This is a genomic window from Paraburkholderia sediminicola, assembly GCF_046027825.1.
GTDB classification, from domain to species: domain Bacteria; phylum Pseudomonadota; class Gammaproteobacteria; order Burkholderiales; family Burkholderiaceae; genus Paraburkholderia; species Paraburkholderia sediminicola_D.
In genome coordinates this window covers 106,435-133,279 of record NZ_JAQQDU010000014.1, presented here as the reverse complement: position 1 = coordinate 133,279, position 26,845 = coordinate 106,435, and the positions used below count along the sequence as shown (strand labels likewise).

Below are 26,845 nucleotides of genomic sequence, written 5' to 3'. Positions count from 1 at the left end.
TTGGATTTCCTGCCGGATCACGCTCCAGCGCTTGCACAATGGGCGCTCACCATGCTTTGGATCAGCGGCGCGTAATGATCAAACTCCGGGGTGCGCAGGCCGGCAACCTTCGCCGCGTCATCCAGACGTCGAACCGCAAGCGCATCGTGGAGGTGCGGACTTTGACCGAACCCGGCCACCTCGGCGGCGTTCATCGGACCACCCTGAAGCCGCAGCGAATGCACCGATGCAGGCGACAATTTGCCAAAGTACTCCGGATCGACCGCGCAAAGATAACGCTTCGCCGCAACATGCATGCCGACGCACCCCGCGATGGCGCGGGGGAAGAAGTTCTCAAGTACTCGGGCACCGGCCTGCTCGTGGTACCTGTCGCGCGTGTCGTTCATCGAGAACGCACCGAACTCGCCCGTAAAGTGACCGATGTCATGGAGCAGCGCCGCGACGATGATCGTCTCGCTCTCGCCGTGCTGCTCGGCGAGGAACGCTGCCTGCAGCATGTGTTCGGCCATTGTGACGCTCTCGCCGAGGTACTCCTCGCCGCCGCGGCGCGTGAAGATATCACCCAGAAACGCGACGATGTTCTCCGCATTAAGCGGTACCTGAGTCGCAGGCTTCATCGTGTGGGCTCCCCTTGCATTTCGAGCACCGCCAGCTTCGACAGCAAGCCGTCCTTATCCGCATAGCACCCCTGAAGCCAGCGCGAACCCTCACCCGAGTATCCTTTGCGGGCGTGCAGAACCCGTGTGTTGTCCACGATGAAGCATTCGCCGGGCTGCAGCTTGAAGGTCACTTGCATATCCGGCGCATCGACCAGCTCGCTGAGGCGCCGGTAAGCGGCGTAGTAGTCATCCATATCGTCATACGGCACATCGACGATCGGACTGGCGGAGCGGTTGTTGAATCGCACACCGACAAGTTCTCCGTCGGGCATCAATTCGATCATCGGGCGCCGCGAGCGAAGACAGACGCCTGTACTGCCGGTGTACTCGAAACGGGCACAGTAGCGCGACAGCAGGTCGAAACCGCGTGGATCTTCCTGCCTGAGGCGCTCGGCGGCGCGAAAGCCGTCGACCACCATGTTCTCGCCACCCGTAGCCGAATTTTCGAGGCAATAAAGCACCTGGAGGGTGGGCACGGGATCGCGATAGGGATTGTCGGTATGAGCCTGAAGGCCGAGCCCGGTGAAGGCCAGATTGTTCGGATTGACTTCCGTGCGAACCTCGAAAATCTTGCCGTAGTTGGTTTCGCGGACGTAGCCGAACAGATCGACAACCTCGAGAAGCGCGCCGCTCTTCACGGGGCCACCCGATAGCTTGGCAAAACCGAAACGGCGAGTCTCGGACAGCCAGTTGCCGAGTGCGGCATCGCTCGCACTGACGGCCGCGAATTCCGCCACAGGAAGACGCGTGCTCAGCCCGGCGTCCCACGTTTCGATTTCCGGCGCGACCCAGCCGGTCACTCGCGGGCGAACGCCATCGTAGGCATGTTCGGCGAGCCAGTTGATGTCATACGAGACTTCGTGCGCGCCTGGATCAAACGTCACCTGCAGCCTGCGCTCATCCGCCGTGGCGGCCACCACACGCGTTGCCGGCGAGATGTCCGCCAGGGTGATGAGGCGCTGTCCATTGCCCTGCGCACGGGTCGACTCGTCCCACGCGTTGTCACGCAACCAGATCGCGTGAAAGCGCTGCTCAGCGCCGCCCGGGAGAGTGAGGCTAACCGCTTTTCCTTCGTCCAGAATTTTCGCTGCTTCCACCACGTCGTCCTTGCATCGAGTGATTCATGGACGACATTTCAACCTGCTCCTGCCATAACGACAAACAACCATTCCGGATAACTAGACCTCGAATTACTTATGGGTAAGCTTGCCATGCTGACTCGGCTACTGCCACTGGCTCATCCCCCAACTGCGTTTGAAGAACGCATACCGGCCACTACCGCAGCACGGGTGCGGGCCGCCCGTGGATAGGCTACCTGCCCGGCATCTTTCGAAGACCCGCCTTGCGATACACCTGAGGCGCAACGCCATACCAACGTTTGAATGCCTGCGAAAAGGTCGACGAATCGCTGAACCCCAAACGCGAGGCAATATCCGTCATGGTCAAACGGTGGTCCTTTAAAAGACTTTCGGCGGCCGAACAACGGGACTCTGCCAGCAGCGTCCTGAAAGACGTCCCCTCCTCCTGCAAACGGCGTTTCAACGTACGCTCGCTCACGTTCAGTATTCTTGCCATGGCGGACAGATCGGGAAAGGAACTGCCTGACACGCCAAGGTATTGCCGCACGATCCCAGCGGTACTCGACCGGGAGCGACGACGCTCAACCAGTTCGGCACACATCTGTTCACACATTGATGCGGTGACTGGGTTCGCCTGCGGTAGCACGCGGCATAGATAGGCACGATCGAATGCGAGACTGTTTGTCGCCGCGCCATAGTAGGGATTCGCTTCGAAGGCGCGATTCACCTCGTCTGGGTCGGCCGCCTTGCGGTTTGGCTCTGCCCTGAACGTCACGCGTGCAATTTTGAAGTCCGGCCCACTAATCTCACGTAGCAAGACGGCGGCGGCGGTCATGTCACGCTCAACGAAAAATCGTCGAAGATCGAGCTGAAAATCCGGCTCTCCAAAACTCAGGATGCCGAACTCTCCCTCTTCGCGATACGAAATCAGCGTGTATGCATAGGTCAGCGGGATAAAGCGGAGCGCGAGCGTCAATGCCTCTTCCGTCGTCGCACTGCTGAGGAGACCATATCCCCAAATGCCGTACGCCGATAAGTGATAGCGAAGCCCCATGCGGAGACCCAACCCCCGGGGCTCGTCCGACAATTTGAGCAGATTGTTGGTGATCCGGAGCTCCTGCGCCGCAGTCAACTCGGCCTTCGGATCGTCAAGCTGCCCGAGCGTCAAGTCGCTTCCCTTCAGAAGTTCTACCGCCGGGTAACCCAGTTCGACCCCGTACTCAACCAGAAGGCGGCTGCTCGCCGAACCGCGCGTGAAATCCCAGAAGGTCATGAGTGGATACCCTTAACGCACGTTATTTGGCCCAAATACTAAAGTAGCTGTCCCGTTGCGCCATTGGTGGAATCCCACCCAAAGGTCAACATGTCCCTCAACGAAGCTGCCGACTGGGGTAGCTGAAGGGATCAAGGAGACCGACCGTGCTGGTAAGCCACCCCGCTCTGCTTGAAGAGCGCTTTGAGGCGCAGCGTCAGGCTTTCGCTCAGGAACCGTGTCCGTCAGAGAAGGTCCGGGTCGACCGCCTGAACCGCCTGCTCGCGATGATCGAGACTGAGGGTGCCGAGTTTGCTCGCTCTATCGACGCGGATTTCGGCGGAAGGTCGTCGAACGAAACCCGGCTCGCCGAACTGTTCATCGTTCGCTCCGGCATCCGGCACGCCCGCGCCCACCTTCGAGCGTGGATGCGTCCACAGCGTGTGTCCACAAGCCTGCATTTTCGCCCTGCCTACAATCGCCTCATACGGCAGCCGCTTGGCGTGGTGGGCGTCGCGTCGCCCTGGAACTATCCGCTCCAACTGTCCCTCGGCCCGGCGCTCGCCGCACTAGCGGCGGGAAACCGCGTTCTGCTCAAGCCATCGGAGCTCGCCCCCAACTTCACAGCCTTGCTTGATCAATTGGTGCGCGCTTCCTTTTCGCCGGACGAACTGAGCGTTGTAACCGGAGACGTTGACGTCGGCAAAGCATTCGTCGGGTTGCCTTTTGATCACCTCTTCTTCACTGGCTCGACCCAGGTAGGGCGGCAAGTTGCCCAAGCCGCCGCAGCGAACCTCACGCCTGTCACCCTGGAACTGGGCGGAAAGTCACCGGCCATTCTCGACGCGTCCTGCGATATCCGGACTGCAGCAAAAAGTATCGCCTTCGGCAAGCTCATGAACGCCGGGCAGACGTGTATCGCACCGGATTACCTCCTCGTGCCGAAAGGCCAGGCCGATGAAGTTGCACACGAACTCGAGGCGGCGATCAAGCGACTGTACCCGGCACTTATCGCCAACCCGGATTACACGTCGATCATCAGCGCCAGACATCGTGAACGCCTGGTGGCGATGGTGCAGGAGGCACGGGACAGCGGCGCGCGGATCGTGACAGTCAATCCATCCGGCGAAGTGTTCGATGAGCACACCCGTAAGTTTCCACCCACGTTGGTGATCGGCGCAGCGCCCAACACTCGCCTGATGCGCGAGGAGATTTTTGGTCCGCTGCTTCCGATCGTTGAGTACGACGGCCTCGACCACGCAATCGCCATGGTGAATCAGCGGGACAGACCGCTTGCGCTCTACTGGTTCGGCCATGATGCCGCAAGCAGGGATCGCGTGCTGACCGAAACGGTTTCCGGCGGGGTGACGGTCAACGACTGCCTGTGGCATCTCGCGCAGGAGGCGCAGCCGTTCGGCGGCGTTGGCCCAAGCGGCACCGGCGCATATCACGGCGAGTGGGGATTTCGAACGTTCAGCAAGGAGAAGCCTGTTTTCTATCAGGCCACGCTCAACGGCACCGCGCTGTTTCATCCGCCTTATGGAAAAACGTTCGAGCTCATGCTTGGCTTGCTCAAGCGAATCACCTGAAGACGCTCGCCCGCGCGCGGCGAAGCGCTAGTGCATGAGGAGACAAAAATGAGTGACCTTTTCGATTTCGTCGTGGTCGGTGGCGGGTCCGGCGGCAGTGTCGTCGCGGGCCGGCTAACGGAAGATCCGGCGGTGACGGTCTGCGTGCTGGAAGCGGGAGGTGACGGCGCAAGCCCGCTAGTGAACATTCCTACCGGGGCAGTTGCCATGCTGCCGACCCGGCTCAACAACTGGGCATTTGAAACCGTGCCACAGCCCGAGCTCGCCGGTCGTAAGGGTTATCAACCGCGTGGCAAGGCCCTCGGCGGGTCATCGGCGATCAACGCAATGGTGTACGTCCGCGGCCATCGCTGGGACTATGACCACTGGGCCTCGCTGGGGAACGAAGGCTGGTCGTATGACGATGTCCTTCCGTACTTCATCCGGAGCGAACATAACGAGCGCATCGACAACGCGTGGCACGGCCGCACAGGACCGCTCTGGGTCAGCGACTTACGCACAGACAATCCATTCCACGCGCGCTATCTCGACGCCGCCCGTCAGACGGGACTGCCCGTCACGGACGACTTCAACGGCCCCGAGCAGGAGGGCGTGGGCATTTATCAGGTGACCCAGAAGCACGGCGAACGGTGGAGCGCGGCCCGCGCTTACCTGCTTCCTCACATCGGACGCCGCGACAACCTGTCAGTCGAGACCCACGCACACGTACTGCGCATTGTTTTCGAAGGCGCGCGTGCCGTGGGAGTTGAAGTTCTGCAGGCAGGCAAGACCCGCGTGATCCGGGCGCGCAGGGAAGTCATCCTCGCGGCCGGGGCGTTTCAGACACCGCAACTACTGATGCTCTCCGGCGTCGGCGATCAGCACGAACTCGGCCAGTTAGGCATCCCGGTCGTGCAGCATCTGTCGGGGGTTGGAAAAAATCTGCAGGACCATCCCGACTTTATTTTCGGCTACCAAACCCAAAGCATCGACACGATGGGTATTTCGATCCGAGGCAGCGCCCGCATGCTGTCCGAAATCAAACGCTTTCGAAGCGCGAGACGGGGTGCACTCACGTCCAACTTTGCGGAAGGTGGGGCTTTTCTCAAGACTCGCCAAGAACTGGACATGCCCGACGTCCAGCTTCACTTTGTCGTAGCGATGGTCGACGACCACGCACGCAAACTTCATGCTGGTCACGGATTCTCCTGCCATGTCTGCCTGTTGCGCCCGCGAAGCCGGGGCAGCGTGCGTCTCCAGAGCAGCGATTCTCGTGATTCACCGCTGATTGATCCGGCATTCTTCAAGGACGCTCGTGACCTCGACGATATGGTTGACGCATTCAAACTCACGCGCCGGCTGATGAACGCCCCCGTGCTCGCCGAATGGATCAAGCGTGATGTGTTCACCGCGAATGTACGAACGGACGAAGAGATACGTGCCGTGCTTCGACAACGGACCGATACCGTTTATCACCCGGTCGGGACCTGCCGTATGGGTGTGGATGACCACGCGGTAGTGGATCCCCAACTTCGTGTACGCGGTTTGCAGTCCCTGCGCATCGTCGACGCATCGGTTATGCCAACCCTTATCGGTGGCAACACCAATGCGCCCACCATCATGATCGCCGAAAAAGCAGTCGACATGATCCGCAGCGTGCGTAGCGAATTACCACTCACTGAGAAGATCGCCGGTATCAACGCGGCAAAGGAGACTATTCATGCGCACGCCTGACTCAATTGACCGCCCACAGGCTACTGCACCGCTCACAGCCATCATCGTCGGTACGGGCTTCGGCGGTATCGGCATGGGCGTCGCGCTACGTAAACATGGCATCGAAGACTTTGTCATTCTGGAGAAGGCTTCTGATGTTGGCGGGGTCTGGCGGGACAACAGCTATCCAGGCGCCGCATGTGACGTCCCGTCTCATCTATATTCGTTTTCGTTTGAGCCGAATCCAGACTGGTCGCGCGCCTTTGCCCCGCAAGCAGAGATCTATGGGTACCTTCGGCACTGCGCCCGAAAATACGATCTGCTGCGTCATATCCGCTTTGGCTCTGAGGTCAGACAGGCCAGCTACGATGAATCGCGCAGCGTGTGGGTGGTGACCTTGACGAATGGCGCTTCGCTGGAAGCGTCGCTGTTTATCAGCGCGACCGGGCAATTGAGCCGTCCGGCGTTGCCTCGCATTCCGGGCATGCAAGACTTCAAGGGTCGAGCCTTTCATTCCGCGACGTGGGACCACGATTACGACCTCCGGGGAAAACGCATTGCGGTGATCGGCACCGGCGCTTCCGCCATCCAGTTTGTTCCGGTTATCGCTCAAGCGGTTAGTGAGCTGAAGCTCTTTCAACGCTCGCCCGCCTACATCTTGCCGCGACCGGACCGCGCCTACGCCGGATGGGAAAAATCTCTGTTCCGCCGCATGCCATGGACAGCAAAGCTGCACCGCGCGGCTATTTACGTCCGCTATGAATCACGGGCCATTGCTTTTACCCGGTTCAAGGCATTGATGAAGCTGGCCGTGGGTGTTCCCTTTCGTCGAATGCTGTCGAAGCAGGTCCGTGACCCAGCGCTTCGTGCCAGGCTTGTTCCGGACTATCCAATTGGATGCAAGCGTGTCCTGCTCTCCACCGAATACCTGTCGACGATGGATAGGGAGAACGTTGAGGTAGTCACGGAGGGCATTCGCAGTGTCACGGCAAATGGTGTCGAGACGACCGACGGCAAGGTTCACCCTGTCGACGCAATCATTTACGGCACAGGTTTCGCGGCGACCGAATTCCTCTCGCCAATGCGAATCTTTGGTCGTGCGGGCACTGAGCTCAATTCGGCATGGCGCCAGGGCGCACAAGCCTATTTAGGCCTGACCGTCCCGGGCTTCCCCAACTTCTTTATGCTGTACGGTCCGAACACGAATCTCGGACACAACTCGATCGTCTTCATGCTCGAGAGCCAGATCGCGCACGTTATGCGTTGCCTCAAGTTAATCAGGCGAACGCGATCGACAAGCATCGAAGTGAACGAGGACCGCTATCGGCGCTACAACGTCGGTGTTCAGCAACGTCTCGCTGGCAGCGTGTGGAACGGGTGCAAGAGTTGGTACGTCGACGCAACCGGGCATAACAGCACGAATTGGCCCGGATTCACGGTTTCGTATCGCTGGCTGACACGGCGCTCGGGACTGCACGCTTACAGCCTCGCCAGCAGCGTGGGGCAATCACTGGGAATTGCGTCTGCCACTTCGATTGCCGAGCCACGCGGCATGGTGGAGCGAGGTCAGGCAGCATTGCTGCGCGGCGTCCTGCGAACGTGCTTTCGTCCTTTGATCGGGCCGCCCTTCACGGCGGCGACTCAGCGCCGAGTCGTCGCGGTGCTGTCCCGGCTTATGCCAGGCAGGCGCGGCGCCATGCGCTATCGTGCCCATGCAGCAAATGTATCCGTTGAAATTGTTGCGCCAAAAATTGGAGAAACAGGAGGCGCAATACTCTATCTGCACGGTGGCGCGTTCTGCCTCGGAAGTCCGGCCACTCACCGCAGCATCACGACGCACCTTGCTGTTGGCAGCGGAATGTCAGTGTGGGTGCCCGAATACCGTCTGGCTCCAGAACATCCGCATCCAGCGGCATTGGACGATGCGCTCACCTGCTACCGGGAACTATTGAATCAAGGCTACGGACCGGACAAGATCGTTATCGCTGGGGATTCTGCCGGGGGTGCGCTCGCGCTTTCGCTGGTGATCGCGCTACGCGATCGCGGGGAGCGCATGCCGGCGGGGCTATTACTCATCTCTCCGGTCACGGACCCGGCGCTCGCGGGCGTTACATTGCAGACCCATGCGCGTCTGGATCCCATGATTCGCCGTGGCTGGCTGGAGCAGGGGTTGCGATGGTATGCCCTGCCGGCGGAAGCGGCCTCGGCCGGGCCGCTGCGACAGGACCTTCAAGGGCTGCCCCCAATGCTGATCCAGGTGGGCTCTCAGGAAGTGTTGCTGTCTGACGCCGTGCGCCTGGCAGAGCATGCGGCGCGCGGAGGCGTATCCTGCCGGCTGGAAATTCACGCGGCTCGCTGGCATGTCTTTCACCTGCAGTCCTTCTACCTGAAATCGGCTGTTCGAGCGTTGCTAACACTCGCGGATTTTGCCCGAGCGCAGGTTTCGGCTGTTCGTGCCGCAGGGCACGGGCCGGTCACGAAGACAGCGCAGAAAGAAGACGTGATGGAGGCAGCCATCGGATGAAACTGGCTGATACGGTTGAGCGCTAATCTCCCGGATTAAAACGTCGTCATCCCAAGCCGCCCTAGTAGCGGATTGGGCGCCGCCTCCGCCGGAGGACTTCGCTCACGACTATGAGTGAGGTCGCTCAAGGCTTGATCGTAGAAATAAAACTCGGGGGTATGATTCATCAACCTCTTTCGAGCAGGAGCCGAGCCATGGGTCCGCGTGTTCATCTTCTCTTCATTACCGCATTCGCAGGTCTTTTGTTGAGCGCTTGCGCGCAGACCGGCCCTGTCGAGTTTTCCGCGTCGGGTGCCAATGCACCGATGCTTAATCAGGCGAGCGATATGGACTTCGGTCCGATGGACAGGACGATCGCACAATGCAAAGTGGTCTCGAAGAGCGCGGGTCCGGATCAGTGCTCGCAAGTTCGTGCGTACGAGTCGTGTATGAAAAGCAAAGGCTACATCACCGTACTTGGGCCGGAGAACCCGAAAGGGTGCGGCGATCCGGAGTGGGAGAAAGACGTGAGGAAGTGGCTTCAATGAGGGATGGGGCGAAGCAATCGCATAAGGCGGTGACCGCCCATCTACTGTCGTTCGACTCCGCTCTCACTGAGACAGTTGAACGTCTGCTCCGCTCAGCCAACGGACTTTCGTAGACGTTCAACGCCATCCGCCTTGCCCCCCATACAGTAAGCCTCGAGTGTCACGACGGCGCAGCCAGGTCTCACCGCTCTGTCTGACGGTGGGCGACATCCAGCTGGCCGCCGCAGGGTTTCTGTTCGCCCTATCAAAAACACGCATACGATTAAATCTTTTGCGATTGACATCTGTCAACCCCTCCTTCATCATGCGACGCATGCGATTACATCGCATACGATTTAAACCAGCTTAACACCCTTATTCACGAAGGAATCCATCATGCCCAAGATCGACAAAGTCCTCTTCTCAGGCAGCAGCCACGCCACGATCAATCGCGACCCTAATGTCCCGCGCGGTGAGCTCGGCGTCCTCGACCTCAAGCTGTCAGCGCCCGGCGGTGACAGCCGCGAGTTCATCGCCACCGGGCTGCACCCGAGAGCCGAACAGTTGTTTTCGGGCGCGTGGTCGGCCTGTTACATCAGCGCGTTCGAGATTGCGGCCTCGATGAAGAAGGTCACACTGCCGGCCGACTATTCCGTGGACATCCAGGTCAGCATTGGGTCGGCCGGTGCCGGGCATTGCCTCGGCGCCCAGTTCACCATCCGCGCGCCGGGTCTGGCGGCCGAAGTTGTCGAGACAATCGCGCACCTGGCCCATCAGATCTGCCCGTACTCGAAGGCTGTACACGGCAACATCGAGGTCGGCCTGAACGTCGTCACGGTGTGATCCGATGAGGCAGGCGGGTCTCACTCAATATCTTCAGAGGAATTTGGTCAGCGCAAGGTTTTATTCATGCCCTATATATATCGCATGCGATTAAATCTTATACGCGTGACGTCGTTGCCATATTCACCCAACACAAATCGTATGCGATTACATCGCACACTATTTAAATGCACTTAACATTCGTATTCGCAAAGGAACCCATCATGGAAAAGATCGAAAAAGTCCTCGCCTCAGGCAACAGCCACGCCACGGTCAATCGCGACCCGAATGCCCAGCGCGGCGAGTTTGGCGTCTACGACCTCAAGCTGACAGCGCCCGGCGTTGAAAGCCTCGAGTTCATCGCCACCGAGCCCCACCCGAGAGCCGAGCAGTTGTTTGCGGGCGCCTGGTCGGCCTGTTACACCACGGTGTTCGGAATTGCGGCCCAACTGAAGAAGGTCACGCTGCCGTCCGACTATTCCGTGGACATCCAGATAAACATTGGGCAGACCGGTGCCGCGTGGTTTCTCGGCGCCGAGTTCACCGTCCGCGTGCCGGGTCTGGAAACGGAAGTCGTCGAGGCAATCGCGCACCTGGCCCATCAGATCTGCCCGTACTCGAAGTCCGTGCGCGGCAACATCGAGGTCAGCACGAACATCGTCACGGTGTGATCGGATAAGGCGCGCGCGTCTCACTAAACATCTTTTTAGGGAATTTCCATCATGAAGACCAAGCTCATCGTTGCACTGCTCGTCGCAGTTTCGGCGTCCGCCACCGCACCCGCGTTCGCCAGCGGCTATGGACCGGCCCCGTTCTACAAGCCCTCGGTTGGCGCACCGGCGTCGCAAAGCGGTCAGAGCGTGCGAACCATCGCCGCCGAACGCGGCGACGTCACAGGCTCGGAAGAGGCGTATGGCGGCGCAGTCGCCGGACTGTCCCAGGCGGGGAACCATGTTGCCGTGACGCCGCGCGATAGCCTCTTCGCACGCCACTAGACCGTGCATCCATTCGTCGCTGGATCGTCGCGCATCTCGCTCTTCATGCGCGACGGCCACAGCGTCGGATGGGTCGTGGTTTATTTAAGTCTGAAGCGAACGACGGCGCCCAAGGCGATCCAGACCCACGCCGCCCGACGTTCATTACATTGCGATATAATCGCATGCGATATATCACGCTTTGTATGTCTTGTGAAACATCGGGCTCTAGCCAAAGAGGATACAGATGAAAACTACGAACCAGGCGCCCGCGGCTGCCGCGCCGCTATCAGACTATCTGTGCTTTGCGATCTATTCTGCAAACCTGGCGTTCGGCAAGGCATACAAGCCGATGCTCGAGGAGCTTGGGCTCACTTACACGCAATACATCACGATCGTTGCGCTTTGGGAGGAAGACAACCAGACCGTCAGCGGTCTGGGCGAGAAGCTGTTTCTCGAATCCAACACGCTCACGCCGATGCTGAAGAAGCTTGAGGTGATGGGTTATCTGGAGCGGCAGCGCGACCCCGAAGACGAACGTCAGGTGCGGGTCAAGCTCACGAAAATCGGTCGACGGCTGCGCGAAAAAGCCCTGACTATGAGCCTCTCAGGAGCGACTGGCCTTGCGCCAGACGAGTTCGCTAAAGTGCAGAAGGCGATCGTGGCGCTGCGGAACAATCTTATCAAGTCAGTCCAGAACGGCGAATGAGCGCTAAGCGGTCGAGGCGGGCGATCTCGGATCCGCACACTTTTCCATGCCAGAAAACAACCAATCGCATCTAACCCAGTCCGCTGGCTCAGGTATGCTGAGCGCTTTTGGATAACTTCCGTTCAAGGGGAGAGCATGCGGCGCGTCGTATTCAATCAGAAAGGTGGCGTAGGCAAATCGACCATTGTTTGTAACCTGGCGGCAATCAGTGCCAGCGAAGGTATCCGCACACTCGTCATCGACCTGGATGCACAGGCGAATTCAAGCCAATACCTGCTCGGCTCGCAGATCGGCGAGGCCAGCCCCACCGCTGCCGGCTTCTTTGAAACCGCGCTCACATTCAGCTTCAAGCCGGTAGAAGTCACGTCGTTCATTCATCCGACACCGTTCGAGAACCTCGACGTCATGCCCGCGCATGCCGATCTGGACACGTTGCATGGCAAACTCGAGTCCCGTTACAAGATCTACAAGTTGCGTGACGCGCTGAACGAGCTCGACATGTATGACGCGATTTACATCGACACGCCGCCTGCATTGAACTTCTACACCCGCTCCGCACTGATCGCGGCCGAGCGTTGCCTGATTCCGTTCGACTGCGACGACTTTTCCCGTCGTGCGCTTTACACGCTGATGGAAAACGTGAAGGAGATCCAGCAGGATCACAACGATGCGCTGGAGGTGGAAGGGATCGTCATCAACCAGTTTCAGCCGCGCGCGAGCCTGCCCCAAAAGCTGGTCGATGAGCTTGTCAGTGAGGGCTTGCCGGTGCTGGCTTCACGGTTGTCTTCGTCTGTGAAGATCCGCGAATCGCATCAGCAGGCAAAGCCCCTCATTCACCTCGAGCCGGGACACAAACTTTCGCAGGAATATCGGGCCTTGCATCGTGAATTGGCCGAATAGGGGCAACTACTTGATCAGGCGCGTTTGGAAAGAACGGCCCGTCATGCATACCGCGCAAGAAACATATCGGCAGCAGATTCCGCGACTTGCCTTTGTTCTTCCACGCTGAGACGTGGCTGACCCATCGTCACCTGCGGCCAGAACGCGAACGCTTTGACCAGACCCTGCAACTGCTGCGAAGCGAACACCGGGTCCGACGTCTTGAGGCGGCCATCGGCAGCGGCTGCGCGAATCCATACCGTCAAGTCTTCTTCGCGCTCGCCCATGCGGGCCACCATATCGCGCGCGCGCTCCGGCGAATGAATGCCCGCCGCGATCGCCACGCGCGCGAGGGACAGGAACGCATCGTCATTCAACAGGCTCAGTTTTTTCAACAGAAGCTGAAGCAATTGCGCACGCAACGGATGCACGGCGGAGTAAGCCGGCGCCTCCCCCGTGTCACTCGACTCCCACAACTGCCGCAGGATGGCGGCGAACAGCACTTCCTTGCTGGGGAAATGGTTGTAGACCGTGCGCTTCGAGACGCTCGCGCGCGCCGCGATGCGGTCCATGCTGGTCGCGTCGAAGCCGGCCGCAAGAAATTCTTCGGTAGCCGCGGCTATCACGGCTGCGCGCTTGCGGTCGGTCAGACGGAGAGGGGTGCCACAGATGTTCATTTTAAAATTTTACACCGCACAGTTTACTTTTCTCAAAAATAAACTACACTGAACAGTCTACTTTCAGTGTTGAGGTGGTTTGCATGACATCGTTCACCGGTTCTATTCGCCGCGCCTTAGGCCTGACGGCAGCGCGACGCGGGCGTGAATTGTTCGACACGTCGGCTCAGCACGACGGTGAGCGCTTTCGTAATGTCAAACCGCGCCCTGTCGAAGGAATCGGCAAAACCTTGAGCATCGTGTGGAATGTGTTGTTCAAAAAGCCGGACGGCACAGTGCCGACGGGCCCCCTGCCCGTCGACGCACTGTCGCGGGAACAGCTCGACGCCGCGCCTGACCGGAGCCTTTATCGCCTCGGGCATTCGACCATGCTGCTCAAGCTGCGGGGGCAGTTCTGGTTGACCGACCCTGTTTTCGCTGAACGCGCGTCGCCGTTCCGGCGGTTCGGTCCGAAACGCTTTCATGCCCCGCCCATTGCGCTCGAAGACTTGCCGCCGCTTCGCGGCGTGATTCTGTCGCACGACCACTACGACCATCTGGATCGCGAGACCGTTCTAGCACTCGCTTCCAGGACCGGCGTGTTTCTGACGCCGCTGGGTGTCGGCGACCGCCTGATCGAGTGGGGTATCGACGCGTCGAAGGTGCGCCAGTTCGACTGGTGGCAGAGCGTTGAGATCGACGGTCTGGCGTTCACGGCAACACCGGCGCAGCATTTCTCCGGCCGCAGTCTCCTGGACGGCAACAGCACCTTGTGGGCCTCGTGGGTCATTGTCGATGACGCTTTGCGCGTGTTCTTCAGCGGCGACACGGGCTACTTCGACGGATTCAAGACCATCGGCGAGCGGCTCGGTCCATTCGATGTGACGTTGCTCGAAACCGGCGCCTACGATGCCCAATGGCCGTATGTCCATATGCAGCCCGACGAAACCGTACAGGCCCACGTCGACCTACGCGGCCATTGGCTGGTCCCCGTTCACAACGGCACATTCGATCTGGCGATGCATCGCTGGCAGGAACCGTACGAGCGCGTAGTCGGGCTCACCGCCGCTCGGGGCATTCCGCTTGCGACGCCGCGCATGGGTGAGCGGCTGGATCTGAGCGCGCCGCACCGCGGCGGTAAGTGGTGGCGCGAAGTTGAAGAGCGCGTGCCGGAGGCCGCAACGTCGCGGCGCTGGTTCTCCTGCCGCCCTACCCGGCAAACGAATGCGTGAGAACAAAGATTGACGCTCACCGAAGTTCAAGGCTTTCCGGGCGTCCCAGCCTCCTGCTGAGCAAACCACTGCAAGATGCGTTGCCGGCCGGGATGCAGGGCGCCTGCGGTCTGTAGCCAAAGCACGTAGATCCCTTTGGTCTTCAAAGGCGTGCCGAAAGGGACAACCAGATCGCCACGATTGATTGCTTCCTGCGCCAAGGTCAAATCCGTCATCGCAATGCCTAACCCGCGAGCGGCAGCATTCATCGCGAGCTCGTCGAGATTGAAGGTGATGTGCTTGTAGTTTCTGGCAGCCGATCCCCCCTGCGCCTTCAACCAGGCCGTCCATTCGTGCTGGCCTGTCGAACCGTGAATAAGCGTGTGCTGAGCCAACTCTTCCAAAGACCTTGGAAGCGGCTTGTTGTTGACGGAGAAAGGCGCACACACCGGAACCAGGATCTCATCGAATAGTGTGAGGAATGTCGGGGACTCCGGCGTCGGGTCCTCCCGCGCTTCGGGCAGATAAAGGATATAGGCGTCGCAGTTACCCGACGCATCGACCACTTCCGTCGCAACGGTCTCGATCGAAAGGGATAGATCGGGATACTGAGCATAAAAGTCGATCAGCCGCGGCATTAACCAGCGAACCGCCAGAGAGACGAAGATGCGGATGCGGAAGGGTCGGTCCCGTGGCGATATCCGTTCATCAAGCGCCTGGAGCTCGTTGAGTATCCTTCGCGCCACCTCCAGCACGGCTTTGCCTTGCTCGGTCAGTTGCACGCTACGACTGTTGCGAACGAACAGCGGCACGCCGTAGTGACTTTCCAGTTGCTGAATCTTCCTGCTCACCGCGCTCTGGGTCAGATGCAGCTTTTCTGCCGCGTCGGTGAAATTGTCCGACTCCGCCACGAGCAGCAGCGCCTGAAGGGTTCCGATAGACGGCGGACGATAGAGCTTATCCATGCGTTTTTGGAATTCTCCAATGAATTTATAGCGCTGGATAACGCATCCAGCTCCCAATATATTGACACTCAAGCGAAGGGTTTGCCGACCAAGCATGCTGATTATTCATGCTTTCGGGAACCTGGTCATCTGCAGCGCTGAGAGGGAAACTATTTTGGTCAAGAACATATGTGGCTGGATCGCTCAAGCCGGCGTCTCACCTCCCGGAGCGATCCTGAAGGGAACCCAGAAAGCGGATTGGCTGGTGATCGGAGGAGGCTTCACGGGATTGTCGGCAGCGCATACGCTCGCCGAACTGCATCCGCACTCGTGCATCATCGTGGTCGATCGACAGCGCGCCGCTCAAGGTGCTTCGGCGCGGAACTCGGGCTTCGTGGTTGCCTACGAGCGGCCTGCGCCTGATGAGCTCGTCGGTCGCCCACTCAATGCCCAATACCACGTCGCAAGTGCAATTGGCAAAGCCGCCCGGGACGAAGTTGTCCGGCGTGTGGCGAGCCTCGGCATCGAGTGTGATCTGAACGATGCCGGCTACTTCTTCGCGGTTCACGACCCGGCCAAACTTGCAGAAGCGGACATCCAGGTGCAAACCCTGCGTGAAGCAGGGGGGAGCGCCGAATTGCTGGAAGGTCAGGCGTTATCGCAACGGCTAGGCTCACCGTTCTACCGGGCGGGGATTTGGTGCCGGGGCGGGAACGGCTTATTGCAGCCGGCGAAATATGCGAAAGGGCTGCTGGAAGCGTTGCCCGAGAATGTTTCGCTCTACGAGAACACCGAGATCACCGGTCTTGAGCACTTGAGCCAAGGCGGCATTCGCGCGCGGTCTGTCAACGGCGACATCGAGGCGGGGCAAGTGATTGCGTGTGTGGGGGCATTTTTGCCAAGAGTCGGCCTGGCAGACGATGCTGTCTTCCCCCTTGAACTGAGCGCTTCGCTGAGTCGACCGTTGAACGACGAAGAGTATGCCCGCCTGGGGCGCGCGGCCCCTTGGGGCGTGCTCTCAACTCGTCCCGCTGGCGCGACCTTACGTCTGACGCCGGACCGGCGCCTACTGATCCGCAACACCGTGGAGTATCGACGCCGCGACCTTGCCGGCCGTTCTCTGATGGCGCGCCAGGCCACACACCTGCGCGGATTGCAGCGGCGTTTCCCCTGGGTCACGGATGAGCATCTGCAATTCACCTGGACGGGTCACCTGAGCGCCACGCGATCAGGCGAGCCTCGTTTCGGAAAACTGGCGGAAGGGGTTTATTCCGCGGCCGGATGCAATGGCTCCGGAGTTGCGCGCGGCACGCTGTGGGGGCGACTGTTGGCCGAAATGGCGTCGGGCGGCCAGTCGGCGTTGCTGACTTCGGTGCTTGGCAATGCGAAACCGGGCTGGCTTCCCCCACGGCCGTTTTTCGACATCGGCGCCGCCCTACGTCTGCGATATGAAGCTCATCAGGCACGAACCGAGTCCTGAGCGCGAAACGCACCATGCGCAAAGCCATGCGACCACCCATGCTTAACCTTCTCCCGCTGAGGAAAACGCCATGCGCGCTTGTCACCCTATTTGTCACCCTGTAACCCGTCTGCGCCGCGCGGTCGTCGCCAGCGCCTGTATCGCGGCGACCGTGTCGGTATGGACCGCACCCGCCGCCCGTGCCGCGGACGCCGAGCTGAACGTCTACAACTGGTCGGATTACATCGCGAAAGATACGATTCCGACCTTCGAAAAACAGACGGGCATTCACGTCCGCTACGACAACTACGACAGCAACGACACACTGCAGGCCAAACTGCTCGCGGGCAGTTCCGGCTACGACATCGTGGTGCCGACGTCGAACTACATGGCGAGGCAGATTCAGGCCGGCGCCTACCAGAAGCTCGACAAATCGCAACTGCCGAACCTGAAGAATCTCAGCCCTGTACTGATGCAGATGGTCGCGGGGGCCGATCCGGGCAACCAGTACGGCGTGCCCTGGGCGTTCGCTGTCACTGGCATCGGCTACAACGTAGAGGCGGTGCAGAAGGCGCTCGGCGCGAACGCGCCGGTGGACAGTTGGGCGCTGGTTTTCGATCCGGCCAACCTCTCCAGGCTGAAGGGCTGCGGCGTCTCATTCCTCGATGAGTCGGTCGACGTGTTTGCCGCGGCGCTCCAGTACATGCACAAGGACCCGAACAGCACCAACCCGGCCGACTACCAGGCCGCGTTCGAGATGCTGAAGAAAGTGCGCCCGTACATCACTGAGTTCAACTCGTCCGGCTACATCAACGACCTTGCGAACAATGACGTCTGCGTAGCGATCGGTTTTGCCGGCGACGTCGGCATCGCGCACCGGCGCAGCGCCGAAGCCAAACGTCCGTATGACATCAAGTTCTCAAACGCGAAGGAAGGCGGCCTGGTGGCATTCGACATGATGGTGATCCCGAAAGACGCACCGCACCCTCAAGCAGCGCTCAGGTGGATCAACTACATCGAGGACCCGAAGGTTAACGCGGCGATCACCAATGAGGTGTTCTACCCGACGGCGAACCACGCGGCGCGCCAGTTCGTCACGCCGGCCGTCGCGCAGGACCCGGCGGTGTACCCACCGGATGACGTGCTCAAAAAGATGACGCTGATGAAGCCGACGCCGATTGAGATCGTGCGCCTTGAAAACCGCCTGTGGGCACAACTGAAAACCCTTCACTGATTCTGTGAAGCGCGCGGTGCAGGATTCTCTGACGGCCTGCACCCATAGCGCCGAACGGCACACGTGATCGACCGGGTGAACCGTCAATGCTGGCGCGGCACCTCAGTGGCGGCGCAATGATCAGGCATAGGGATTATCCCAGGCGTGTTGCAGCACGTTGAACCGCCAAGGGTCGAGGTGGCAAATTGGCGTGCCGGCCGAGGCAACGTGAGAGTCTGCCTCCTCCGGGTGCAGGCAAGCTTGTCGTCGCAACGGCGGATTGCCCCTACGCGCTGGCCACCGCTTGGGTCTTTTTTGTTCTACGCTGTAAGCGCGGCCTGCAGCGCATCCCGATGTTTGTTCATATCACAGCTATTGGATAGCGCCGCTGAATTCGCCGCACCCGCAGACGGTCCTACCGCGCGATACGGTTCGATGAGCCAGAGGTTGTTCTCAAGTCAAACCCATCGCCCGGCCAAACAGCCAGGCAGCCCGGTGCCGCCGCTCCGGCATCGGTACCCGTCTCCCTCGTGCACCCGCCCTATGGAGAATGATGATGTCGATTCGACTTGGAGAAGAAGCGCCGGATTTCACTGCCGAAACCACCGAAGGGACGATCCGTTTTCACGAATGGATTGGCGACCATTGGGCGATCCTGTTTTCACATCCGAAGGATTTCACCCCCGTTTGCACGACGGAACTGGGCTACCTGGCAGGCCTCAAACCAGAATTCGATAAGCGCAACACGAAAATTATCGGGCTCAGCATCGATCCCGTCGGTGACCACAAGGAGTGGGTCAAGGACATCGCGGAGACGCAGGGCCACGCGATCAACTACCCGCTGATCGGCGACCCGGACCTGACGGTCGCGAAGCTTTACGACATGATTCATCCCGAAGCGAGCGGTGGTCCGCGCACCGCAGTCGACAACGCGACGATACGCGCGGTGTTTCTCGTCGGGCCAGACAAGAAGGTCAAAGCCATGCTCGTCTATCCGATGAGCGCAGGCCGCAATTTCGACGAAGTGTTGCGTCTGCTCGATGCGCTACAACTCAATGCAAAACACACGGTGGCAACCCCTGTAAACTGGAAGCCAGGCGAGGACGTTATCATTCCAACCTCCGTTTCCAACGATGCCGCGATGCAAAAATATCCGCAGGGTTTCAAGACTGTGAAGCCTTACCTGCGGTACGTTGAACAACCCAAATAAAGCGCTCGCAAAAGCGGGCCGCGGAGCGAAACTGTGTTGATTTTCCGGCAGCTATTCGATCAGCAATCGTCAACCTACACGTATCTTCTCGCCGATAGCGCAACGCGAGAGGCGGTGCTGATCGATCCGGTATTTGAGCAGGTACGGCGCGACGCGGCCTTGATCGGCGAGCTTGGATTGCATCTGCTTTACACGATCGACACCCACGTCCACGCCGATCACGTGACCGGCGCGTGGATGCTGAATCGCCGCACCGGTAGCCAGATTGCGATATCGGCCGCGAGCGGCGCCGAAGGCGCGGACCGCTATCTGAGTCATGGCGACAGGTGCGCGTTCGGCACACGATACCTGACAGTACGCGCGACACCGGGCCATACGGATGGCTGCGTCACGCTCGTACTCGATAACGAAACCATGGCCTTTACCGGCGATTGCCTGTTGATCAGGGGCACGGGTCGAACGGATTTCCAGCGCGGCGACGCGCACGCCATGTTTCGCGCGGTCCACAACCACATTTTCACGTTGCCCGAGGCCTGCCTGCTTTACCCGGCCCACGACTATCGCGGCTTGACGGTCACGAGTGTGGGCGAGGAGCGCCGCTTCAATCCACGCCTTGGCGGCGAACTGTGTGAAGACGATTTCGCCGGATACATGACGAATCTGCACCTGCCGCATCCCAAACAGATCGACGTAGCGGTGCCGGCGAACCTGAAATGCGGGCTGGCGGAGAGCTACCCTGCGCAGATGGCGGAGCCCGATTGGGCGCCGCTGACGTGTTCCTTTGCGGGCATCTGGGAAATCAATTCGCAATGGCTCGAGGAAAATCTGCGAGCGGTCGAGATCGTCGACGTGCGCGAGCCCGACGAGTTCAACGGACCGCTGGGGCGCATCCCCGCAGCCAGGCTCATTTCATTGGGTGACCTGGCCGGGCGCGCCGCCGAGCTCACAAAGGAACGCCCGATCGTGACTGTCTGCCGGGCCGGCGGACGGTCGGCACAAGCCACGACCGTGCTGCGGCAGGCCGGATTCGAGCAGGTTGCCAACCTTGCCGGCGGCATGCTGCGCTGGCGTGCGGAAGGCCGCGTCGTCGAAAATGGCAGCCTGTAGCAATTGACTTCAGCGGTCCCCGGCGGCGGTGCGCAATGCAGACAGGCAAAAATTGACGACGATGTCGCTCAACTGATCTGACGTAGGTCTTTGCATCCCCGAGGGCGGCATATTACGGCCGTGCACAGTGAGTGTGGCCAGGCCGTGAGTCGCTGCCCAAACGGCAAACGCAAGCTTTTGCACGCTCAGCGCTTCAGCCTCCGATGCCGTGAGAAAAGGCGTCACCACGCTCTTCAGCAGTTCGAAGGAAGCAGCGCCCGCTTCCAGCAATTCCGGGAATTGCTCATGATTTTCGATCTGCGGTCCGTACATCAGGTGAAAACGCGCCGGGTACGTTTGAGCGAACTCCACATACGCAAGCATCACGGCTCGCAACCGTGCCGGCGCGTCGTTCGGGTCGACGTCATTTAACCGCTTCATGCGCAGTGCCACCATATCGCGGAATCCTTGCGCAGCGATGGCCGCCAATAAACCATTGCGGTCCTGGAAATGGTGAGCAGGCGCGCCCTGTGAAACACCCGCGAGCTTCGCGGCCGCCCGCATGCTCATGCCATCGATACCCTCCGTATCGAGGAGATGGGTTCCCCATGCAATGAGCGATGCCCGGAGGTCACCGTGGTGCCATTGACCCTTCGGCTTGACCGTCCCCTTCACGGTGCGCTTGCGTGCAGTCTTTGGGTTGGATTGACTTTCGGCCACTTCTGATCTCGACATCCGTTCTTTCCGTGCGTGCGGCGCTGTGATGCGTCTGTGCGATACGACCTGCTGCAGGCGATTATAACGGCCGGTTCCGCGACAGCCACAGCATGTCCACGCCGCAGGTAAACCCTTGTCCCGCGGCGCTTGCACCTGGTCAAACAGGCTGCTAAAGTCTGCCAAACTAGTCAGCGACAGGTTTACGCCACCAACGAACCGACAATCGGTGCGACTGGATAACTGGAGACAGCATGACCCCTACGCTTGTGTATGGCGGGCGAACCTACTCGCCCACACGGATGGAGGAGGAAATCCAGCGGGTGCTGGCAGGCTTGCACGACCTGGATTGCGAGGAAGGCGACACGGTCGCTGCCATGCTGCGCAACAGTCCGCACTATGTCGCGCTTGTGCTTGCCTGCCGTCAAGCCGGGCTCTATCTGGCTTCGATCAACTGGCACTTCAAGGCGCTGGAAGCCAACCATATTCTTGCAGATAGCGGAGCGCGCGCGCTCTTTATCGACGAGGACCTGCTTCCTCAGGTGCGCGAAGGTATCCCCGGCGAGATTGCCATTGTTACTGCATCATCCGCTTCGAGCACGAAAGACAACACTGTGGCGCCCTCTCCTGCGAACTGGGCACGGTGGGAGGACTTCGGCGCGGGTCGCCCAAGCATGCCACCGCGCGCTGGCACAGCACATAGTGCGATCACCTATACGTCAGGTACGACGGGAAAACCCAAGGGCGTGCGCCGCCTGCCTGTGGCCGAAGATCAACGCGCGAGTATGGCGCAGCGGTTGCAGCGCGTCACCGACACGGTCTACGGCACGGGCACAGCTGTCACGGCCTATTTGTGCGCGCCGATCTATCACAGCGCCGCAATGAGCTACGTCGTGCACTTCTGCACGCTCGGCGCAACGCTCGTGCTGGAGCCACGCTTCGACGCCGAACAGACCCTGGCGCTCATCGAGAAGCACCGGGTGACCCATGCTTATCTGGTGCCGACGATGTACCAGCGACTCCTGACCCTGGACCCATCCGTTCGACTACGCCACGACCTGTCATCCCTTCAGCATGTCGCATCCACTGGATCTCCGTGTCCCGTGCCGCTCAAGCAGGCGATGATCGACTGGCTGGGTCCGATCATTACGGAAGCCTACGGATCGAGCGAAGCCAGTTATACGACGTTCATCGACTCCGCGACCTGGGCGCGTCAACCCGGCTCAGCAGGTCGTCCACTCCCCGATGCTCGCGTCCATATTCTGGATGACGAAGGCAGACCGAAGCCCAACGGGGAGATCGGTCTGATCTACGTCCGTCAGCACGCCATACCGGACTTTACTTACATCAATCGCCCGGAAGACCGCCGCGCCATCGAACGTGATGGCCTCATTACCCTGGGTGACATGGGTTACATCAATGACGAAGGCTTTCTGTACATCTGCGATCGCAAGGCCGACATGGTGATATCCGGCGGCGTCAACGTTTATCCGGCGGAAATCGAGGCCACGCTGCTCACCATGCCTGGCGTCGCGGACTGCGCCGTCTTCGGCATTCCCGACCCTGAGTTTGGCGAGGGTCTTGCCGCCGCAGTCCAACCCAGGACCGGCTTCGAGATTACGCCGTCAGCGGTCCAGGCATTTCTGCGGAACCGGATCGCCAACTACAAGGTTCCTCGCGTCGTCGACATTCACACGACACTGCCGCGCGAAGACTCTGGAAAGATATTCAAACGCTTATTGCGCGAGCCGTACTGGCGAGATCAAACGCGCGCCATCTGATCTGAATTTTCCGTTCATCGCCTTAGTCGTCCGTATCCATTCCGAGTACCCAGAAGGAGTTTCACATGAGCCTGCCAGGCATTCTTTCTCGACGTCTTCGCCTTCCCGTCGTGGCATCGCCACTCTTCATCATTTCGAATCCTGATCTCGTGATCGCGCAGTGCAAGGCTGGGATCGTCGGCTCTTTTCCGGCGCTGAATGCGCGGCCCGCCTCCTTGTTGGAGGAATGGCTCGACCGCATCACAAGCGAATTGCAAGCCCACGACCAGCGCCATCCCGATCAGCCGTCCGCGCCCTTTGCGGTGAACCAGATCGTGCATCGCTCGAACGACCGCCTGGAGCAGGACATGGAGGTGTGCGTGCGATACAAGGTGCCGATTGTGATTACCTCGCTCGGCGCCCGCACGGATATCAACGAGGCGGTGCATAGTTACGGCGGCATTGTCCTGCATGACGTCATCGACAATGCCTTCGCGCGCAAAGCCATCGAGAAAGGTGCCGACGGTCTGATTGCCGTTGCAGCAGGTGCCGGAGGCCATGCCGGCACCCAATCTCCTTTCGCGCTCGTCCAGGAGATCCGGCAATGGTTCAATGGACCTTTGCTGCTCTCCGGCTCGATCGCTTCTGGCGCGTCAATCCTTGCAGCGCAGGCCATGGGCGCCGATCTGGCCTACATCGGTTCGGCGTTCATCGCGACCCAGGAGGCAAATGCGGCAGAGGGATACAAAAAGATGATCACCGAGTGTGCGGCACGCGATATCGTGCACACCAATCTGATCACCGGCGTGCATGGCAACTATCTGAAGCCGTCACTGGTAGCAGCGGGACTGGATCCGGAGAATTTGCCAACGAGCGATCCATCAAAGATGAACTTCGGTTCAGACCGTCAAAAGCCCAAGGCATGGAAAGAGATCTGGGGCTGCGGACAAGGTATCGGCGTCCTGGGTGACATTCCGAGCGCGGGCGATCTCGTCGCCCGCTTCGCAGCCGAATATCACGCGGCCCGCGCGAATCTGCTGCGTGGGGTCGCCACAGAACAGGGCGCCGTTACCGAGGCGGTGTAGAACACCACCCTGACGTGACATCGCGACGTTGAAAACTGCAACGCCCCCTGGCGCTCCGTTCTGTGGGTAGTTTTCATCTTCGCGATGCGACAAAGACTTCATTGCTGCTACGAGGTTGAAAGAACTTTTTTCATCGACGGCGCGGGGTGCAACACGTAACTCTGTCGTTCATAGAAAGGAACGGCATCCGGCCGCGCGTCGAGAAACACCGCGGTCATATCGCGAGCACGCGCGTCGGCTTCCGCATAGTCCATCAAGGCGCGTCCCGCACCGCTCCCTCGTGTTGCCGCATCGACGACGAGGTCATCGATGTGCAAGTGTGCCCCGCGCGCCAACGTGTGGACGGGCCGCATCCCCATCCCGCCGATAAGCCTGCTGCCCTGAAAGGCGCCGACAAGCTCGTAGCCGGAATGCGATTGCCGCCTCGCCCTTTTCAGAAATTCGGCCTCATCAAGCGAGCGCAATTGCGCGATGACAGGAAAAGCTAGCGCCCATTCTGCCGGGGAAAGCCTGCGGATGTCCAAGCCGTTGTCGTTATTTTCAGCCATAGCTGTATTGCGTCCTCGTTGGGAAATTGCACCTTGATACCGACCGTGACGTAAAGACCGGCTTCGACGAATCAGGCGTTAGGTAACACCCACCGCCGGATCGCTAGTGCCATCCTGGCCTGTTTCAAGACGCCCGGCAAATCGCCGCACGAACTGCCCCGCGGCGCTGACCGTAAAATCATACCAACCGCCCGATTGCGAAAGCGTCCAGTACGGTTCCACCTGCATCCCGGCGGCAACCGAATAGACCCATGGACCGTCGCTCCGATAAGCGTTGGATGTGACGGTGACGGACGCCGGCGCGTTACCGGCATTCATGATCGTCAGGTAGACGGCGTTGTTGTTGTGGTCATAGCAGACGCGTACTTCCGGGTTCGGCCCGCTTGCTGCCGTCGCAACATTTCCCTCGAATAACCGGTGATATCCATTGGGACCCAACACCCACAGGCTGTACTGACCTGCCGGTGAATTGGCGGCGAGGTTCCATGAATCAGAGATCCCCTTACCCGCTTCTACCGTGTAGCGACGTGGATAGCTCGCCAGGTTCAACCTGTCGTAGACGTGGAATACCGCACCTTGGGTTCCGGTGTTGCTGAATGTCAACCACAGTAGGCCGTCTGACGTGTCGACGTTCGAACTGGTATGCAGCCGGTACGGCAACGCACGCGAAGGACGCGACATCAATTGCTGCGTGGGCAACGGCACCGATCCTACCGTGGGTACAGGTACCGCGGCCGCGCCTTGCTGCTGCGAATAGGTCGCGTCAGCCTGCGCTTTGGTCGGCGCGGCGACCAGTGTCGGCGTAGCGCTGTTTGGACTGCTGAAGTTGAAACACGAGGTGAGATCGCCGAATACCGAGCGGCGCCACGGACTGATGTTCTCTTCGACGACCCCGAATCGCTGCTCGAGGAAGCGCAGCGTTGACGTGTGATCAAACACCTGCGAATTGACCCAACCACCGGCGCTCCACGGTGAAACGATCAGCATCGGCACGCGTGCCGCCGCGCCGAAGGGCCGCCCGTCCGGCAGGGTCGAGTCGGCGTCGAACGGCAGGTGCGGCATCGTGAAAAACTCGCTCGAGATGTCGACGGTGGACTTACCGAGGTAGGTACCGTCGCTATTGCGCCACGGCGGATCGGGCGGCGGAGCGTGATCGAAGAAACAGTCGTTTTCATCGTACGGGATGAGCAGGACTGTCCGGCTCCAGATGTCCGGGTTAGCCGTGAGCATGTCGAGCAGCGTCTGGATATACCAGGCACCCTGGTTCGGAATGGACGAGATCGGATGTTCACTGTAAGCCGCAGGCGCTACGATCCAACTGACCTGCGGCAGTGTGCCGGCCGCGATGTCATCCGCGAAAGCCTGCAAGTAACCGCCGTCCGGCATGGTGTTGCCAACGCCCTTGAGTAGCGGCGAAATCGGGTCCATGACCGATGACGAGTATGGCGTGTTGACGGTATAGCCCTTCGTTACCATGGTCTCAACCGCTGCACGGTAGCTCGCGAACGCGCCTAGCTGATTGTTATTGCTGTTATTAGTCGGGTTTTGATAGACCTTCCAGGTGACGCCTGCTGCTTGCAGACGCTCCGGATACGTGGTCCACGGCAGGCCCGTGCTCGACGAGCCGATGGTGTTGCCTGAAACGGTGTAACCCCAACTGGTGTTGCTGGTCACCGAGTGGCCGACGACATTCGAGCCGTTCGTGCCGCTCCAGAGGAAGATGCGATTCGGGAACGTGCCGGTATGCGTCGACGTATGGTACGCATCGCAAAGCGTAAACGCATTGGCAAGCGCCGAGTGAAAGGACAGGTCAGGCGGCTCCAGATAACCCATCGACGCGGCAATGCTCTTCGCCTTCGGCCAGGCCGACATGCGTCCGCCGTCCCATGCGGCCTGCTGATCGCTCCAGGAGTGCACGCCGCCCACGTAGAGTCCGTTCCCCAGGGCAGGATCCAGGTGATACGGCTGAACGGTGCCCGATGTTCCCTGCTGGATCCAGACGGGATTGCCGGAGGCCATCGGAATCGTGAAGCGGTCGCTGTACCCTCGCACGCCCGGCAAGGTACCGAAGTAGTGGTCGAACGACCGGTTCTCCTGCATGAAGATGACGACGTGCTCCACATCGTTGATGGTGCCGGTCGCGTTATTTGCCGGGATGGCTAGCGCGCGCTGGATAGCCGGCGGAAATGCGCTGAGCGCGGCGCCGGCTGCGGCGGCGTGCAGGAATTTGCGGCGATTCATTCTTATCATGGTGGATTCGAAGTGAAGTGGGTC

Annotated in this window: 24 protein-coding genes; 16 read left to right on the top strand and 8 right to left on the bottom strand. The window is 60.1% G+C overall.

Annotated features, from left to right (window positions below; genetic code table 11):
- Positions 1-17 precede the first annotated feature (17 nt).
- From tmpB to PQQ96_RS10565, 3 genes are all read right to left on the bottom strand, one after another.
- Positions 18-617: a (R)-1-hydroxy-2-trimethylaminoethylphosphonate oxygenase gene (gene tmpB / locus PQQ96_RS10575; RefSeq protein ID WP_408291452.1), complete on the bottom strand. Its 600-nt coding sequence runs from the start codon at positions 615-617 to the stop codon at positions 18-20.
- Positions 614-1,756 carry a 2-trimethylaminoethylphosphonate dioxygenase gene (gene tmpA / locus PQQ96_RS10570; RefSeq protein ID WP_408291450.1) on the bottom strand — a complete coding sequence of 381 codons (1,143 nt, stop codon included), beginning with the start codon at positions 1,754-1,756 and terminating at the stop codon, positions 614-616. The genes tmpB and tmpA overlap by 4 nt, the downstream gene beginning before the upstream one ends.
- A 214-nt stretch (positions 1,757-1,970) precedes the next feature.
- Positions 1,971-3,011 carry an AraC family transcriptional regulator gene (locus PQQ96_RS10565; RefSeq protein WP_408291448.1) on the bottom strand — a complete coding sequence of 347 codons (1,041 nt, stop codon included), beginning with the start codon at positions 3,009-3,011 and terminating at the stop codon, positions 1,971-1,973.
- A 146-nt stretch (positions 3,012-3,157) separates the two neighbouring features.
- Here PQQ96_RS10565 and PQQ96_RS10560 point away from each other — a divergent pair, with 146 nt between their 5' ends.
- From PQQ96_RS10560 to PQQ96_RS10520, 9 genes are all read left to right on the top strand, one after another.
- The gene (locus tag PQQ96_RS10560) at positions 3,158-4,579 is read left to right on the top strand and encodes a coniferyl aldehyde dehydrogenase (RefSeq protein ID WP_408291446.1); all 1,422 of its coding nucleotides are present in this window, start codon (positions 3,158-3,160) and stop codon (positions 4,577-4,579) included.
- Between the two features lie 48 nt (positions 4,580-4,627).
- Positions 4,628-6,292: a GMC family oxidoreductase gene (locus tag PQQ96_RS10555; RefSeq protein ID WP_408291444.1), complete on the top strand. Its 1,665-nt coding sequence runs from the start codon at positions 4,628-4,630 to the stop codon at positions 6,290-6,292.
- Complete coding sequence (locus tag PQQ96_RS10550; protein WP_408291442.1) at positions 6,279-8,795, top strand: flavin-containing monooxygenase; 2,517 nt, start codon at positions 6,279-6,281, stop codon at positions 8,793-8,795. The genes PQQ96_RS10555 and PQQ96_RS10550 overlap by 14 nt, the downstream gene beginning before the upstream one ends.
- Before the next feature lie 194 nt (positions 8,796-8,989).
- The gene (locus PQQ96_RS10545) at positions 8,990-9,322 is read left to right on the top strand and encodes a hypothetical protein (RefSeq protein ID WP_408291441.1); all 333 of its coding nucleotides are present in this window, start codon (positions 8,990-8,992) and stop codon (positions 9,320-9,322) included.
- A gap of 375 nt (positions 9,323-9,697) precedes the next feature.
- On the top strand, positions 9,698-10,144 hold the full coding sequence (locus tag PQQ96_RS10540; protein ID WP_408291439.1) for an Ohr family peroxiredoxin: 447 nt from the start codon (positions 9,698-9,700) through the stop codon (positions 10,142-10,144).
- A 203-nt stretch (positions 10,145-10,347) separates the two neighbouring features.
- Positions 10,348-10,794 carry an OsmC family protein gene (locus PQQ96_RS10535; RefSeq protein ID WP_408291437.1) on the top strand — a complete coding sequence of 149 codons (447 nt, stop codon included), beginning with the start codon at positions 10,348-10,350 and terminating at the stop codon, positions 10,792-10,794.
- A gap of 51 nt (positions 10,795-10,845) precedes the next feature.
- Positions 10,846-11,118, top strand: coding sequence for a hypothetical protein (locus PQQ96_RS10530; protein WP_408291435.1), 273 nt, complete (start codon positions 10,846-10,848; stop codon positions 11,116-11,118).
- 226 nt (positions 11,119-11,344) lie between these two features.
- Positions 11,345-11,806 (top strand): MarR family winged helix-turn-helix transcriptional regulator, encoded by a 462-nt coding sequence (locus PQQ96_RS10525; protein WP_408291433.1) that lies wholly within the window; start codon positions 11,345-11,347, stop codon positions 11,804-11,806.
- A 135-nt stretch (positions 11,807-11,941) separates the two neighbouring features.
- Positions 11,942-12,706: a ParA family protein gene (locus PQQ96_RS10520; RefSeq protein WP_408291431.1), complete on the top strand. Its 765-nt coding sequence runs from the start codon at positions 11,942-11,944 to the stop codon at positions 12,704-12,706.
- Between the two features lie 41 nt (positions 12,707-12,747).
- On the opposite strand, the gene PQQ96_RS10515 is transcribed toward PQQ96_RS10520, so the two are convergent.
- Entirely contained in the window at positions 12,748-13,362 is a 615-nt protein-coding gene (locus tag PQQ96_RS10515) for a TetR/AcrR family transcriptional regulator (protein ID WP_408291430.1), read from the bottom strand.
- Between the two features lie 83 nt (positions 13,363-13,445).
- Between PQQ96_RS10515 and PQQ96_RS10510 the strand changes: the two genes are divergently transcribed.
- The gene (locus PQQ96_RS10510; RefSeq protein WP_408291428.1) at positions 13,446-14,573 is read left to right on the top strand and encodes an MBL fold metallo-hydrolase; all 1,128 of its coding nucleotides are present in this window, start codon (positions 13,446-13,448) and stop codon (positions 14,571-14,573) included.
- Between the two features lie 26 nt (positions 14,574-14,599).
- Here the strand turns inward: PQQ96_RS10510 and PQQ96_RS10505 are convergent, their stop codons facing one another.
- A complete protein-coding gene (locus tag PQQ96_RS10505) occupies positions 14,600-15,517 on the bottom strand; it encodes a LysR substrate-binding domain-containing protein (RefSeq protein WP_408291426.1) in 918 nt (305 codons plus the stop codon).
- Between the two features lie 94 nt (positions 15,518-15,611).
- Here PQQ96_RS10505 and PQQ96_RS10500 point away from each other — a divergent pair, with 94 nt between their 5' ends.
- The 4 genes from PQQ96_RS10500 (at position 15,612) to PQQ96_RS10485 (ending at position 20,485) form a co-directional block, all read left to right on the top strand.
- The gene (locus tag PQQ96_RS10500) at positions 15,612-16,976 is read left to right on the top strand and encodes an NAD(P)/FAD-dependent oxidoreductase (protein WP_408291424.1); all 1,365 of its coding nucleotides are present in this window, start codon (positions 15,612-15,614) and stop codon (positions 16,974-16,976) included.
- A gap of 70 nt (positions 16,977-17,046) precedes the next feature.
- On the top strand, positions 17,047-18,189 hold the full coding sequence (locus PQQ96_RS10495; protein WP_408291423.1) for a polyamine ABC transporter substrate-binding protein: 1,143 nt from the start codon (positions 17,047-17,049) through the stop codon (positions 18,187-18,189).
- A 535-nt stretch (positions 18,190-18,724) separates the two neighbouring features.
- Entirely contained in the window at positions 18,725-19,378 is a 654-nt protein-coding gene (locus tag PQQ96_RS10490; protein WP_408291463.1) for a peroxiredoxin, read from the top strand.
- A gap of 36 nt (positions 19,379-19,414) precedes the next feature.
- Positions 19,415-20,485 carry a rhodanese-like domain-containing protein gene (locus tag PQQ96_RS10485; RefSeq protein ID WP_408291461.1) on the top strand — a complete coding sequence of 357 codons (1,071 nt, stop codon included), beginning with the start codon at positions 19,415-19,417 and terminating at the stop codon, positions 20,483-20,485.
- A gap of 9 nt (positions 20,486-20,494) precedes the next feature.
- Here PQQ96_RS10485 and PQQ96_RS10480 read toward each other — a convergent pair whose 3' ends face one another.
- Positions 20,495-21,364, bottom strand: a complete 870-nt coding sequence (locus tag PQQ96_RS10480) for a TetR/AcrR family transcriptional regulator (protein ID WP_408291421.1) — start codon at positions 21,362-21,364, stop codon at positions 20,495-20,497.
- 68 nt (positions 21,365-21,432) lie between these two features.
- Between PQQ96_RS10480 and PQQ96_RS10475 the strand changes: the two genes are divergently transcribed.
- Together PQQ96_RS10475 and PQQ96_RS10470 are read left to right on the top strand one after the other, a co-directional pair.
- A complete protein-coding gene (locus PQQ96_RS10475; protein WP_408291419.1) occupies positions 21,433-22,959 on the top strand; it encodes an AMP-binding protein in 1,527 nt (508 codons plus the stop codon).
- Positions 22,960-23,024: 65 nt separating this feature from the next.
- The gene (locus tag PQQ96_RS10470; protein WP_408291417.1) at positions 23,025-24,023 is read left to right on the top strand and encodes an NAD(P)H-dependent flavin oxidoreductase; all 999 of its coding nucleotides are present in this window, start codon (positions 23,025-23,027) and stop codon (positions 24,021-24,023) included.
- Positions 24,024-24,130: 107 nt separating this feature from the next.
- Here the strand turns inward: PQQ96_RS10470 and PQQ96_RS10465 are convergent, their stop codons facing one another.
- Complete coding sequence (locus PQQ96_RS10465; protein WP_408291415.1) at positions 24,131-24,571, bottom strand: GNAT family N-acetyltransferase; 441 nt, start codon at positions 24,569-24,571, stop codon at positions 24,131-24,133.
- Positions 24,572-24,649: 78 nt separating this feature from the next.
- Positions 24,650-26,821, bottom strand: a complete 2,172-nt coding sequence (locus PQQ96_RS10460; protein ID WP_408291413.1) for a phosphocholine-specific phospholipase C — start codon at positions 26,819-26,821, stop codon at positions 24,650-24,652.
- Positions 26,822-26,845: the final 24 nt, after the last annotated feature.